Annotated in this window: 4 protein-coding genes and 1 other RNA gene; 3 read left to right on the forward strand and 2 right to left on the reverse strand. The window is 36.3% G+C overall.

The window, feature by feature from the left end:
• The first annotated feature begins 126 nt into the window (after positions 1–126).
• Positions 127–8,745, forward strand: coding sequence for a T9SS type B sorting domain-containing protein (locus RN605_RS01745; RefSeq protein WP_313321691.1), 8,619 nt, complete (start codon positions 127–129; stop codon positions 8,743–8,745).
• Positions 8,746–8,864: 119 nt separating this feature from the next.
• On the opposite strand, the gene ssrA is transcribed toward RN605_RS01745, so the two are convergent.
• Both ssrA and RN605_RS01755 read right to left on the reverse strand, forming a co-directional pair.
• Positions 8,865–9,262: a transfer-messenger RNA gene (ssrA, locus tag RN605_RS01750) on the reverse strand.
• 316 nt (positions 9,263–9,578) lie between these two features.
• Positions 9,579–9,776: a hypothetical protein gene (locus RN605_RS01755; RefSeq protein WP_313321692.1), complete on the reverse strand. Its 198-nt coding sequence runs from the start codon at positions 9,774–9,776 to the stop codon at positions 9,579–9,581.
• 915 nt (positions 9,777–10,691) lie between these two features.
• On the opposite strand from RN605_RS01755, the gene RN605_RS01760 reads away from it, so the two are divergent.
• Positions 10,692–15,038, forward strand: a complete 4,347-nt coding sequence (locus tag RN605_RS01760; RefSeq protein WP_313321693.1) for an NACHT domain-containing protein — start codon at positions 10,692–10,694, stop codon at positions 15,036–15,038.
• A gap of 76 nt (positions 15,039–15,114) precedes the next feature.
• Positions 15,115–15,951 (forward strand): competence protein CoiA family protein, encoded by an 837-nt coding sequence (locus RN605_RS01765; RefSeq protein WP_313321694.1) that lies wholly within the window; start codon positions 15,115–15,117, stop codon positions 15,949–15,951.
• The last annotated feature ends 207 nt before the right edge of the window (positions 15,952–16,158 follow it).

The following is a 16,158-nucleotide window of genomic DNA, read 5'->3' on the forward strand; positions in this document are numbered from 1 at the left end:
AGGAAGCAAAGATAATTAATATTACTAAATGAATTTATCATTATCTTAAAGTTTTAAAATTTTAAAATTTTATGATAAAAATTTACTATTTTTATGTAAATTTCGCTCCTCTTAAAAAAAATGTCTATGAAAATTAAAAAACTACTTTTTATCTGTTTATTTGTTGTTTTTAATTTAAATTCTCAAAATTTACTAACAAATAGCGGGTTTGAGTCAGGAAGTTCTGGTTTCGGATTTGTAACTAATGGTGCAGGATACACGCAACTATATTTTCCTTTTTCAGGAAATTCTGTTCCAGGGAATTTTGCAGTTACCAATTTTCCAAAAACCATTAACAATACAGATTTCATTTTAACTGGTGATAGAACATCCGGAACTGGTAAAATGCTAATTATCGATGGGAATACTACGGCTGGTAATCCAAGATTTTGGGCAGCAGGAAATACAGGAGCAGGAATTACTGGTTTAACAATAGGAACAACTTACACATTCAGTTATTGGGTTAGATCTGTTTCAAATTTAGTCACGAATCCTGCTACACAAGCAAATATTTCTATACAAATTACTGGAGGAAATGCAGTAACCTTATTAACAGGAAATGCACTTGCACCACTGCCCGTACAAGGTTGGAGACACGTAGTGTATTCTTTTGTTGCAACTGCTGCAACAGTTCAAATTGAAATGTGGAATACTAATACAAGTGCAGTAGGTAATGATTTTGCAATTGATGACTTGATGTTAACAAGCAGTTTAGTTTTGTCTTCAAATGTCACAAATGCGGCATGTTCAACTGCAGCGGATGGAGGAATAACTTTAACCGCATTTGGAGGAACTCCACCTTATGTAAATTACACTATAGCTGGACCAGTGAATCAAAATAATGCCACTGGAATTTTTACAAATTTACCTCCTGGTGTATATACAGCAACAGTTACTGATAGTACTTTGCCAACGGCTTTAACAACAACTTTAACTAATATAGTTGTTGGTCCTGAATTAACTGTAACGGGACAAACACCAATTTGTGTTGGTAATTCGTCTGTGCTTGAAGCGTCAGGAAGTTCATCGGGTTATACTTGGACGGCTTCACCTGCTGATCCAAGTTTGACAACTCCAAACATAGCAAATCCTACAGTTAGTCCAACAGTAACAACAACTTATACGGTATCAAGTACTATAGGATCTTGTGCACCGATTACAAAAACGTTTGTTGTAACTGTAAATCCATTACCAATAGTCTCGGCGCCTACAAATCAAACTATATGTCCCGGTAATTCGGCGGTTATTACCATAACAGGAACGCCAAGTTCAACGGTCACTATTACCAACACATTAGGAAATACTTATGCTGTTACTATTGGTGCAGGAGGAACTGGAACATTTACGACTCCAATATTACAATCTACACAAACTTATACAGTTATAAAAATTAAAAATTTCTTTACTCAATGTGAGCGTTTTTATACCGGAATGTCATTTACAATAACAGTTGTTCCTAATGGATGTGCTACAGTGGCTACTGTACCTGCTCCTGGAACTTTACCTTTGGATTTGACATTGTGTACAGTGGGAGAATGTAGAACTTTACAAGCTAATGTTTCGCCAGTCCCATCAACCACTTCTTATTCTGCAAGTTCAATACCTTATTGTCCTTATCCATTCAACGGACCAAGTTATAATGTTGTTGCCATTACATCAGGAGATGATTTTTGGTCTCCTATTGTTAATTTACCTTTTAATTTTTGTTTTTATGGACAAAATTATACATCGTGTAATATTGGAACAAATGGTCTTATTACATTCAGACCTGTAACTGCAGGAGGATTTTGTGCTTGGCCTGCAACAAGTGTACCTATTGCAAATGTTACTAATCAATCTCAATCAATTTTTGGAGTCTTTCAAGATACAGATATGTCTGTTCCTCCAACGGCCGTTGATGGTTCTGTAAATTGGAAGTTAGAAGGTACTTATCCATGTAGAAAACTTATTGTAAATTTCTATAATTTAGGTCAATGGAATTCTACTGGTAGTGCTCCAGGACTTCAAACATCTCAAATTGTATTGTATGAAGTTTCAAATATTATTGAAGTTTTTGTTCAACGAAGAGTTGCAGGTACTCCATGGGCAGGCTCTGGATTGATAGGGTTGATTGGAGGATCTGGAGCTCAATCAATTGCAGCACCAGGTAGAGATACTGGAGCTTGGTCAGCAACTAACGAAGCTTGGCGTTTTACACCAACTGGACCACCTGTACCTGTTATTATTAAATGGTTTGAAGGGATTACTCAAATTGGAACCGGCCCTACAATAACTGTTTGTCCTACAGCTACTACTACTTATACATTGAATGCTGAATATACAATATGTAACGTACAACAGACTGCGACTTCAAATGTAACTTTGAATGTAAATCCTGATGTAACTAATGCTCCTACTGATTTAACGCAATGTAGTCCAAATAATATTTTTGATTTGACTCAAAATACATCAACAATTTTAGGCTCTTTGGATCCAAATGATTATGAAATAACATATCATTTAACACAAAATGAAGCACAAAGTTTAGCCAATCCCATTCCAAATGACACTGCCTATACTGCGCTTTCAAATGGACAAACAATATATGCTGCGATTTTCTTGACAGCATACGGTTGTATTATTGTGAAACCATTTCAATTATTCATGCCAAACTGTAATCCCACGCCAGTTATCCCTCCAGATTTGACTTTGTGTGAAAACAGTATTGGCAGTGGCAATGCAACCTTTGATTTCACGCCACAGATTCCAATTATTTTGGGCACAAATAGCGCAAGTGATTATACCATATCCTTCCATACCTCACAGACAGGAGCAGATAACAATACAGGGATTATTTCACCATTTAATGCTTATTTAGGAACTGATGGACAAATAATTTACATTCGTTTTGTAGACAATTCATCAGGAGGTTCTAATACCACTGCATTCTTCACTTTGCATGTAAATCCTTTACCAAGTGCAACAATATCAGGAGCGACGAGTATTTGTTCAGGACAAACAGCAACAATAAGTTTTACAGGAACACCAAATGCAGTAATTAATTTCAGTGCAGGTTCAGTAACTTTAGATGCAGCAGGAACGGGTAGTTATACAACCCCAGCATTAACAGCTACTACCAATTATTCGTTAATCGATGTTACCAATCCAACAACAGGTTGTTCGAGTGCATACACAGATTCTGTAACAGTAACGGTATTACCATTACCAACAGCAACGATATCAGGAACAACAGCCGTTTGTGTTGGTGATCCTAGTCCATCAATTACCTTTACAGGTGCCAATTCAACAGCACCGTATACTTTTAATTATACGTTGAACACGGTAGCTCAAACCCCTGTTACTACAGCTGCTGGAAGCACCTATACACTACCAGTTTCTACAGCTACGGCAGGAACATTTACATATGAATTAGTAAACGTTTCAAGTTCAACCACACCGAGTTGTTCACAAAATCAAACGGGAACAGCGACAGTTACTGTAAATCCATTGCCAACGGCAGCAATTTCAGGAACCACAACAATATGTTCAGGAAACACAGCTACGATTACCTTTACAGGTACACCAAATGCGATAGTAACATACAATACTGTTGGACCACCATCGCCTATTACATTAGATGCAACAGGAAATGCAACGCTAACTACACCAGTATTAACATCGAGTGTAGCCTATAATCTGATAAGTGTTACCAATCCAACGACCAACTGTACACAATTGGTTGGAGGTTCGGCAGTAGTCACAGTAGTACCACTACCAACGGCTACGATATCGGGAACAACAACAGTATGTCAAGGAGCAGTGAGTCCGAATATCACCTTTACAGGAGCAAACGGAACAGCACCGTACACATTTACATATACCGACCCAGCTGGAGCTACACAGACTATTACAACTACTGCAGGAAATAGCATAACACTACCCGTTTCAACAGCAACACCAGGGATTTATCCATATCAATTGGTAAGTGTATCAAGTTCAACCACGCCAGCATGTTCACAGCCACAAACAGGCACAGCAACGGTAACGGTAAACCCAATGCCAACAGCTACAATAGCAGGAACACAAGCCGTATGTTTGAATTCTACACCAGATCCGCAAATTGTATTTACAGGAGCTAATGGAGTACAACCTTATACCTTTACGTATTTGGATGAAAATGGGACCACTCAAACCATTCAGTCTACAGGCGGTAATACAGCGGTAATCAATGTGCCAACTACTACAGCAGGTATATTCAACTATAATTTAGTGAGTGTGTCAAGCGCATCCACGCCAGCGTGTGCACAACCACAATCAGGTTCAGCAACAGTAACGGTAAACACCGCACCAGTAATCAACACACCAACAGCCTATGAAGTGTGTGATGATAACAACGATGGCTTTAGCTGTTTGTTTGATTTAACCACTAAAAATGCAGAGATAAGTACTGATCCGAATGTTGTTATTACGTATCATGAAACGTCAACCGATGCTACTACGGGAGCCAATCCGATAACTACATCAACTTATTGCAATATTGATCCAGGAACACAAACCTTGTATGTAAGAGCATACTTCGTGGGAACGTCAATGTGTTATTCAACCACGACATTACAGTTGATAGTACATCCTAGACCATTACCAAATCCTGTAATCACGGATTACGAGTTGTGTGATTACAACAATCCAGGCGATGGAGTAGAAGTATTTACGTTAAATACCAAAACTGTTGAGATTGCTAATGGACAAACAGGCGTAACAGTGACGTATTATCTAACCCAAGCCGATGCGATAGCACAGACAAATCCACTACCTAATAGTTATACTAATACAAGTAGTCCACAACAAATCTGGATTAACATCAGCAACAATACGACAGGTTGTAACTCGGTAGCCTCATTCAATTTAGTAGTGAACCCATTGCCAGCAACGGCAGTACCATTACCAATCTTTGAATGTAGTAACGGAGCAGTAACTACCGCTACGTTTGATTTAACGGTTAATGAAGGAGTGACTACAGCAGGCGCAACAGGAGTAATAGTAACGTATTATAATACGTTTGCCGATGCTAATGCACAACCGCCAACCAATGCTATTGCAACACCAACCACGTATTTAGGAAACGATAACGAAACCGTTTATATCCGAGTAGAATATACCGCAACAGGCTGTTACAGTATTACTACCCAATTACTAAGAGTAACCCAAGGACCAGTGGCCATTACACCACAACCATTACAGTATTGTGATCCAAACAATGATGGTTTTGGTACGTTTGATTTAGACAGTACCATCAATGAAATTGCAGGCGGAAGTTTACCAGCAGGCGTTACTGTTTCGTTCCACGAAACCCCAACCGATGCCTTGTTGGGAGCTAATCCTTTAGTAAGTCCATATGCAAATATTGACCCATGGACACAAACGATTTATGTAAAAGTATTCTATACCACCACAGGTTGTTCTAACTATGTCGAACTCCAATTAATAGTCAACCCAACGCCAGAAGCTACGGAGCCAGATGATTTACATTTATGTGATTATACGGGAGCAGTAGGTTATGAGCCTTTTAACCTGACACTAGTAATCCCACAAGTATTAGGAAGCATTGACCCATCAACACATACGGTAACGTTCTACACGAGTTTAGCAGATGCACAAACACCAAGTAATGCGATAACCAATGTGGCGAGTTACATTAATAGTGTAATAGACCAACAAACGATTTATGTGCGAGTAGAAACTACGGCAACAGGATGTTTTGATATAGTAGACTTTGATATCATTGTTGATCCACTACCAAATTCGACACAGCCAAACTATCCGCAGTATTCGTTGTGTGACAACGACCAAAGTTTGATTGGTTATGAAGTGTTCGATTTACAAAGCCAAGTGGCTAATATACTGTTAGGCCAAACCGGTATGAGTGTACACTTCTATCCAAGTTTGACCGATGCACAAAATGATACCAATGAGATAACAAATCTGAGCTATCAAAATGCGATTATCTATGTTCAAACGTTAGGAATCCGTATTACCAATGATGCTACAGGATGTTACGTTATCTCAACGATGGACATCAGAGTAGAACCATTACCGACACCAATACCACCAACACAGCCCTATACCGTTTGTGATGATGATCAGGATGGCTTTGCACAGTTTGATTTGAATACTTTGACAACAGATATTCTTCAAGGAGCAAATTACACGTTGACTTTCCATGAAACATTGACCAATGCACAAACAGGAGACAACCCATTACCGATGTTGTACACTAACATCAATCCGTTTGTACAAATCATCTATGTAAGAGCCGAAGACCCAACTACAGGATGCATAGGCATCACTACAGTAGAGTTGAATGTCAATCCAAGTCCAGAAGCCATTACAGGTTTACCAAACATAGAGATATGTGATACCGATAGCAATACGCAAAACGGACAAACGATAGTGAACTTAGCGCAACAAACTCCGTTAGTATTAGCACAACAACCACTACCAGCATCAGCGTATACAGTGACCTATTATACTTCACAAACATTGGCAGAACAAGGAAGCCTTCCGATCATGAATGTGACTAATTATACCAACACTACCAACCCACAAACTATTTGGGTTAGAGTAGAGAATATAGCAAGTAAGTGTTATAACATTGGTTCGTTCCAGATAATTGTTGGCACACCGTTAGTAGTAGCAACACCACAACCAATCAATGAGTGTGATGACGATGCCAATCCAAATGACCAACACACCAACTTTGATTTGACGGTACGACAAATCACTGCACTACCAGGTTATACGATAAACTACTATCCAAGTTTAGCTGAAGCACAAACAGGCACAAATCAAATCACTACACCAACCAACTATATCAATGTACCTGCAGCAGTACAAACCTTAGGAGTAGAGATTATCAGTCCACAAGGTTGTAAAAGCTATACGACGTTAAACATCAGAGTGTTGCCAATACCAACACCAAGAACCAATCCAGCGACTTTAGCCGCAGTATGTGAAAACGCCACAGGTTCAGGACAGGCAACAGTAGATTTAACGGCAACAGCAGCCTATATTGCTAATGGTGACCCGAATGTAGCTTTACATTACTTCTATACCCAATCGGATTTGGAGAACAATGTAAACGAGATACTAACACCAACGGCAGCCTTAGTAGGCGACCCAAGTATAGCAGGTACTACAATAAATCAAGTGCAGTACATTTATATAGCCGTATCAAGTACACAAAACTTTGATTACACCAGCAGACCATGTTATAAAATGGTAGAACAAGGCTTTATAATAAACCCACTACCAGTAGTTGACATCGTAGGCACAAACAACGAATACCAAGTATGTGAAGACGATGCAAGTGGTGTGAACGATGGCTTTGAAGTATTTGATTTAACCAGTCAGGTAGCCGACTTATTGGAAGGGAATACCACAACCCCAACGTCAAACTATAGTGTAGCCTTCTATTTAGATGCTGCAGCTACAACGCCAGTACCAAACCCAAGTGCTTACACCAACATTAGTAACCCACAACCTATCTATGTAGTAATCACTAACACTACCACAGGATGTACCAGTGATATCGGTACCTTCAACATTTTGGTAAACCCAAAACCTATAGTGGCAACACTATTAGATGACTTTGAGAGCTGTGATACCGATGGCGTAAACGATGGCATGATGTTCTATGACAACAACCCATTAGGATTAGGCGACTACATCGATGACATCTTAGGAGCTACACAAGCACCAACCGATTATACGGTAGAGTTCTACCTGAGTCAGGCGGATGCAGAGGCAGGTATTAGTGCCAATGCGATACAAAACTTGTCAACCTATCAAGTACAAACGGGAACGTATTGGATACGTGTAACCAATAACGCAACAGGATGTTACATCTTAGATGACTTTAATGTAGTGATAGAACAATTGGCAGAGCCATTAATTACTACCAATACCGGAAGTGCAATAGCGTGTGTGGATTGGAACACTACAGCTGTAAACAACAACCTGATACTAGACAGTAATGTAGCCAATGCAGCGAACTATACCTTTGAGTGGTATGCCGATGGAGTATTATTATCAGAAACAGGACCAACGTTAGCGGTAACCGATATTAGTGTAGACCAAGTAGTGTATAGTGTAATAGCAACAAGTATAACCCCAGCCAACTTAGGATGTGCATCAGAAGAAGTATTCTTCACGGTGGTACGTTCAGGACCGGCGGCAAACCTGACGTATACGGTTACCAATGCCTTTAGTGATACACAAATCATTACGGTGACAAACGATGGATATGGAATCTACCACTACAGTTTAGACGACGGACCAATCTTAGACAATGGCGGAATCTTCACCGATGTAACCTTAGGAGAACACACGGTATATGTATGGGATGTAAGAGATGTTAATGGCTACTCGTGTGGAGTACAAAGCATCAGTGGTGTACAAATCATCGATTATCCACATTACTTCACTCCGAATGGAGATGGCTTTAATGATACATGGAACATCGTAGGTTTAGAAGGACAACCAGGAGCTAAGATTTACATCTTTGACCGCTACGGTAAACTACTAAAACAAATCAGTTCAACAAGTGCAGGATGGGATGGTACTTATAATGGTGCTTTATTGCCATCAACCGATTACTGGTTTACGGTAGATTATCTGGAAGGTGGAGCAATGAAACAATTCAGAGCACACTTCTCGTTGAAACGATAATACAAATTCAAATTTAGTTAGAATGAATGAACCCGCTTAGTGATAAGCGGGTTTGTTTTTTATATAGGTAATGGTTATTGGGCATAAAAAAACCGCAACTATTGTTACGGTTGATATGGATGTGGAGTCGCCGAGAATCGAACTCGGGTCCAAACAAGGAAGCAAAGAGCCTTCTACACGCTTAGTCTCTGATTGGATTTTCGATAGGATGCTAGGCCAGAAACAACCACATTCTACTTAGCTTTATCAGTGTCAAGACGGGTTTAAAGCATTACCATCTCTAGGTCTATTTTTACGGTTTACCTTAATCAAACGCCACAAACCAAGGCTTTTGAGGTAAATCTAGCTTCCACACCTGGTGTGGACTAGGCAAATCGTACTAAACTTCGGATTAAGCAGCTAAAGCGTAATTATTTTCGCCGTTTATAGGTGTGTACCTTTGGATTTACGAGCAAAAAGTACAATGCTCGACGTGCTTACTGTCTGTTTCATCTTGCTGTCAAAACCAGTCGACCCCAAGTGTATTATTGTATAGCAATAATTGTACCGCAAATTTAGTGATTTCTTTTGGAAGAATTACAAATTGGGAATTACGAATTACGAATAATGTATGCTTGACACATTTGCTATTGGAGAAGGCTCGAAGTGAGTGATTTGAGTTATTTGTTGATTTGGTTATTTGATTATATGATGGTGTTTGTAGTGTTTAGTGTTTGCTAATAGGTTGTTAGAGGTTAGAGATTCCTACGGAATGACAAAGGGGTTGATTTACTAGTATTGTAAAGTGATGGTTGTTTAAGAGGAATGGGGATAAGGTAGGTGGATTGGGTGGTTTATCGGTGGGCGTTTAGAAATATGAGGATGTTTTGGTAATCGAGGCCGGAGTATTGGCAGTATTCTTCTATGGTTAGTATTTGATGGGGTTGTTTTTTATAGTGTAGTTTAATTTTTTTGATTTGTTCTCTGCCGTAACGTTCGCTTTTAGCGGTTATTTGTACTACGTCTTTTGGTGTCATTTCTAAACGTTTCATGATGGCTAAGTTTTAGGGTTGTTGTTATTTGTTTGTTACTCTGTTGGTTGCATGTTGTTGTCTTGTTTTAAGTAATAACGTAGAAGTTATTTTTTTATTGTGTATTTTCTTAGTTTGGGGTAAAAATTTTCCGAAAGTGACGTAATTTTCCAGAATGGTAGTATTATGTATGGGGTGCCCTTTTAGGCACATAGTAGGCACGTAGTAGGCAATGGGTAGGCAAGGAGTAGGCAATGGGAAGGCAAGGAATGGTGAAGGGAGAATTATTGGTTATTAGTTTAGAAGTTTATGAGTTTAGGGGTTTAGAAGAGGTTTTAGGTGGTTGTTTGTTGTTGGTTTTTTTAGTGGGGAGGTATATTTATTGTTTGTCATTCCGTAGGAATCTCTGTGTGGTTTTTTGTTATTTGAACGCGGATGAAACGGATGCTTGCAACGCTGATTTTAGTTATGAGTTATGGGTTTAGAAGAGGGTTTTGGTGGTTGTTTATTGTTGTTTGTTGGTTTTTTTAGTTGGAGGTGTATTTATTGTTTGTCATTCCGTAGGAATCTCTGTGGGGGTTTTTGTTATTTGAACGCGGATGAAACGGATGCTTGCAACGCTGATTTTAGTTATGAGTTATTAGTTGTTTTGTTAAAGTATTTTTATTTGGGTGGGGTTTTGGGATGGTTTTTTTTTGGGTGGAATGTGGAAAACCGTAAAATGGATTGGAAATTATTTTAGTACTTTGATGAAATTAGGGGGAAATCCCCCTTTTATGTTAACAAGAAGTTTTTTATTTTTGGAATTAGTTAGCTAAAAGGCAGGAGACTTTGGATGGAAAAATATGATAGGCCACGCAATTGGGATCGGACGGTAACGGGGATTCAAGTGACAGCTGGTGAGGCCTTTTTAATCAACCCTCAACATTTTTTACTATGGTTACAATTGACAAGATAGATTTCACAAAACTTAAGCCATATGACGGTAAAACGACCAAGTGTTTTGAGCAATTTTGCTACCAAATAGCGCAAAAAGAATTTGGACACCTTGGAACATTCACACCAATAGATGGAAGTGGCGGCGATGGAGGAGTTGAATTTTATTTAAAACTTCATAATGGAGAAAAATGGGGTTGGCAATGCAAATTTTTTGGAGATACAGGACGATTAAATGTAGGTTCTAGAAATTCAGCGATTGAGGGTTCATTTGAAACAGCGATTCGAAATCATAATGACTTAACAAAATGGTTTCTTTGTTTAAAAACAGATTTAACAGCAGATAGCTTATCAAGCAAAGGAAAGTTTAGTAAAGGAGAAAGAAATTGGTTTGAAAACGAATTAACTAAAATTATTCCCTCGGGAAAAACAATCGAACTTGAACATTGGGGAGAAACTTCATTTGTTACTTTTATAAAAGATTCAAAACATATTGGGATTCGTAGTTTCTTTTTTGGGGAATTGGAATTTAACCAAGACTGGTTCAAGAAAATATTTGATGAGAATTTTGAAAAAGTAAAAGATAAATACGATTTTGACTTACATACTATTGACAGATATACTCAATCTAAAATTGATTTTCTTTTATTTGATTCAAACTACATTAAACTAACAGGAGAACTAAAAGATGAACTACTTGAAAAATCAAATGAAATTGAAGCAACACTGCGTGACTTTCTTGATGAAAGAATGCTTACAACAAAAGAGCATACTCAAAGGGAAAATTATTTTTTAATTTGTCAAGAGTTTAAAAATCATATTGCTCACGTTTTTGAAAAAATTGAATTTATTGAATCTTGTTTTACAAACAACACACCAGAACTTCTATCCAATTTTGACTTAGAAGGACTAAACAAGAACTTTTTTGAGTATTACAACAAGATAGATTATAGAGTTTTTGATGAAAAATCACGAGCGTTTAAAGATGCTTCAAGTATTTCATATCTTATTTCAGAATTTGGAGAAATTTATAATCGTTTTTTCAGAAACTATTTTCATAAAAAACAAAGAGAAATTCACTTTATTGCTGATGCGGCAAAAGGAAAAACTCACATCTCCTGCGATATTGCTTATAGAAAAATAGTAAACTCAAAACCTGCAATTTTTATTACAGGAGATAAATTTACAGACGACACAAGTATCACAGAAGCATTAAGAAAAATCCTTGATGTTCCGCAAGAATTTACCTTTGATGATTTTCTAAAAGCCCTTGATGTTTATGCATCAATTCTAAACACCCAAATTCCCATAGTAATAGACGGGTTAAATGAAACTATTTCAAACCGACTGTTTTCACCAATTTGGAATAACCATTTATCTGCATTCATTGCAAAAGTCTTGCAGACAAAAAACCTGCTAGTAGTTACCACTTGCAGAAAATCGTACGTTGATAGAATTTGGGATAATACCAAAACAAATGAATTTCATTATTTATATGGTTTTGATGATTACGAAACAATTCACGAAGCTGTAAAAAAATACTTTACTAAATATAAATTAAAAGCTGAATTGTTTTTTGCACCGCTTGAAAAATTCAAAGATCCAATATTTCTAAAAATATTTTGCGAAATCAAAAATCCAAATTGGAAATCTTCGGGTGAGGTCGCAGTTAATATTGAGGAAGAATCGTCTTATAATGTATTTCGAGAATATTTAAGTCAAGTAAATAAACGAGTAACAAGCAGCAACCCCATTTTAAAAGCAAATGAACAATTCATAGCAGATTCACTTAGTCAGCTATCGCTATTCTTGTGGAGTAATAATACAAGAGAAATCCCAGTAAATGAATTCTACAATTTGATTGATGGTAAATCTGTTTATGAAAAGGACAAATCAAGGGCAGATATTCTGATTAATGAAGGCTTAGTTTTAACCCGAGATATTCGTGATAAAAGTGAATATGTAAGTTTTACTTATGACATTCTTGCGGGTTTTATGATTGGTGAATATCTAATTCAAAAGCATTCTGACGTATCATATTTTATTAGTAAAAAGTTTATTCAAAAAATAATAGTTAATAGTAAACAACACCCATTTTTTGAGGATGTGATTTCCTCATTATGTTTGCTTCTACCACAAATAAAGCAAACTTCATTTCACGAATTGTGTGAAAAGGATAGGCTATTGAAGTTTACAAAATCTAAATCATTTAAGTATTTGCCAAACTTTATCACTAAATGGTATACTGACCGAATTAAGTTTTCTAATTATGCATTTGGCAAGTCAGTCTCATCGCTTTTTGTTTTGCCAGCAAATGCAGTTAAAGAAAGTGACGTTCACTTGGTTACGGAACTTTTTTTAAGAGCAGATGAGAACAAAAAAATATTCTATAACCTTTCATTTAAAACGCTTGGGGATGTGAAGCATCCATTGAATGCAATTTTCTTTTCAAAATTGTTGGCTTCACTAAAAATGAATGAACGCGATATTTCTTGGACTGAATACATCAGAAAAAAGAGCCACGACCTCGAAGATTATATTTTAGAATTTGAAATGCAATGTCGTTCAAACGCAAGCGAATCCAAACTTGTTTCTGAAAAGCAACATATTGTATCAATATTTATCATTTGGTTGCTCACTAGTACTAATAGGAGTTTAAGAGATAAAGCAACAAAAGCACTTTATTTTTATGGAAGAAAGTTTCCAAACGAACTTTCATCATTAGTCTATACTTCTTTAAAATTCAATGACCCGTATGTTTGGGTACGAACGTTAGCTTCTATGTATGGAGTTGTAATGGCAGAACACAAATCAACGACATCTGATAATTTTAGAAATAAAATTTTACCCGAACTATCAAAATCGATTTATGACCTAATTTTTAAAGAAAATGCACCCCATTCAACAACACATATTTTAGCAAGGGACTACGCAAGGCGAATTATTGAAATTGGTTTGGTACATAATTCAAGTTTGTTGTCTGAACAAGAAATTATAAATATAAGACCACCCTATTCTATTGGTGGTCTTAGAAATTTAGGTGAATTTGATTATGGCGAAAAAGACTATGGTTATGATGGGCCAATCCATATGGATTTTAGCAACTACACAATTGGACGAATAGTAAAAAATGGCGGTTCGTATTCTAATCCACCAGAGAAGGAAAAAGTTAGAAGACAAATCTATTGGAGAATTTATGATTTAGGTTGGAATGCAGAATTATTCAAAGAAGCAGAAAAGGCACTTGGAAATGACAATTATTACAACAGAGGAAGAACAGAACAAGCGACAGTTGAACGCTATGGGAAAAAGTATTCTTGGATAGCGTATTTTGAAAATGCAGGATTAAGAGATGACCTAGGTTTACTAGACAGAGATTGGGATACATTTAGGTTATCTGATGCAGATATTGACCCGAGTTTCCCTGAAGAACCAAAAAACGAATTGTTTTTAACGCATAATTTATTGGGCGAGAAAACAACACCACTTGTTGATTGGTATGAGAATGGAGGAATGCCCTTCGTTGAAGAATATTTAACCGTAAATAATTTGAAAGGAAATAATGGAGATTGGATTTGTTTAGATTCATACATTGGACAAGAGGATATGTCAATAGAAAGAAATCGCTTTACCTTTATTCGTGGACTTATTGTTAAAAATAGTGATTATGATAATGTTATCAAGTTGTTAAATATCCAAAATATGGGTGGTAGATGGTTACCTGAAAAAAGAGAAAACTATTATAGTTATGCAGGTGAATTATACATTTTTAATGATGCCACTCATGACAACGAAACTATCTTAGAATTTAAAACCGCTAAGAAAACAATAAAAATAAAAAAAGGTGAACCTGGATACTACTCATCTGTTTTTTTTGACCTGAAAGATAACGAGATAAGTACAAGAGAAAAATTTCCCGAAGAAATAGAAAAGGAAGTTTCAGAAATCAAAGAATTTGACGCGTTAATGCCCGTAATGGAATACAACTGGGAGAGCTATCATAGTTCTACCAATAATGCTGGTCATATTACAGTTCCTGCTAAAGAAATAGCTAATCACTTGAAATTGATAAGTCAACCTCAAACATTTGATTTGCTTGACAGTGATGGAAACATTGCAAGTTTAAATCTTAAATACCACAATAACTATAACAACAGTCATAGCTTTGTTTACATAAGACAAGATTTGCTTGATAAGTATCTAATAGAAACCAATAGCAAATATATTTGGATAATTTGGGGCGAGCGTGATGTAAGATTCAAAACAGAAGAAAGACGACAAGATTTTTTTAAAGCAAATCCATTCAAAGAACATCAGGTTTTTCAAAAAGTAGTAGAGTACAAATAAGAAAGAATAATTTAAAAATGTTTACGTGAAGAATCTTGAAAACATAAGCAAACATGATAAAATACAAATGGAAATAATGTCTATTTGTAAAAGGCTAGGATTTGAAGCAATTCAAGAGTACAGAGGTAAAGGATGGAGAGCTGATGTTTATTTGCCAAACAATGGAAATCCTATTGCATTTGAAGTACAATTGAGCACTCAATCACTTAAACGAACTTTAGAAAGACAATCCAAATATATATCTGAAGGAGTTGTTGCATGTTGGTTATTTGAAAACCCAGTTTCAAAATTAACTGAAGAAAGACCAGATTTACCAATATTCAATGTGTTTGAATTTGAAGATTCCAATTTTATGGTTAATCTTTTAGACAGAAGGATTGTGGATTTACAAACATTTGTAAAAAGTTTTATTTCAAATGATATTCAATTTAAATCGATTTTAAAAACAGATTCACGGCAATTAGTTGAGCTTGTGTTTTATGAAATGGATTGTTGGAAATGTGGAGAGTTGAATTACTTGTACTTTGTTGATTCACGTTTTTATTCAACTTGTAAAGCTGAGATAAAACCTCATGAAGGTCTATGGGATTCAAGTAGTGTTGAGTTTAATCCAAAAATAGTTGAACTATCTAAAAAAATTTTAGACACCAGAAAAGATTTAAAGCTATCGACTATTAAGCCAAGATATAGTAACACTGTTGAAAAATCATATGTTTCATTTGGTTGTCATAAATGTGATAGTATTTTTGGGGATTTTTTTGTTATGGAAGCTAAAATGGAAATGATATATGAACCTAAAGAAATTATCCTTAAAGGAGAAATTGAATTAAATGATGAAATAGAATTAGGGATACCTCACTGGTGTTTTCCGGAAAATGGTACGTTTTGCAATAATGACGAAGTACCATTTTGAGTTAAATTATTTAGTGTTTGATTGAACTCTATAAAAGAATACTTTATTTTAGAATTTTATACAGTAAAATTAAAATATACACTTTTTTGAAAAGATTAGAAAAGTATCCTTTGAGGGTGCTTTTTTTAGTTTAGAAGCTTAGGCGGGAATTTTTTGTTGTAGGAGAATGGGTGAGGTTTTTGGGAATTGGTAGTGAAATAGTTGTTG

Source organism: Flavobacterium sp. PMTSA4 (assembly GCF_032098525.1).
GTDB classification, from domain to species: domain Bacteria; phylum Bacteroidota; class Bacteroidia; order Flavobacteriales; family Flavobacteriaceae; genus Flavobacterium; species Flavobacterium capsici.

What these genes read in the sequence shown, in the direction of transcription:
- RN605_RS01745 (WP_313321691.1), top strand. Translation starts at nt 127, where the DNA reads ATGAAAATTAAAAAACTACTTTTTATCTGTTTATTTGTTGTTTTTAAT.
- RN605_RS01755 (WP_313321692.1), bottom strand. Translation starts at nt 9,776, where the DNA reads ATGAAACGTTTAGAAATGACACCAAAAGACGTAGTACAAATAACCGCT.
- RN605_RS01760 (WP_313321693.1), top strand. Translation starts at nt 10,692, where the DNA reads ATGGTTACAATTGACAAGATAGATTTCACAAAACTTAAGCCATATGAC.
- RN605_RS01765 (WP_313321694.1), top strand. Translation starts at nt 15,115, where the DNA reads ATGTCTATTTGTAAAAGGCTAGGATTTGAAGCAATTCAAGAGTACAGA.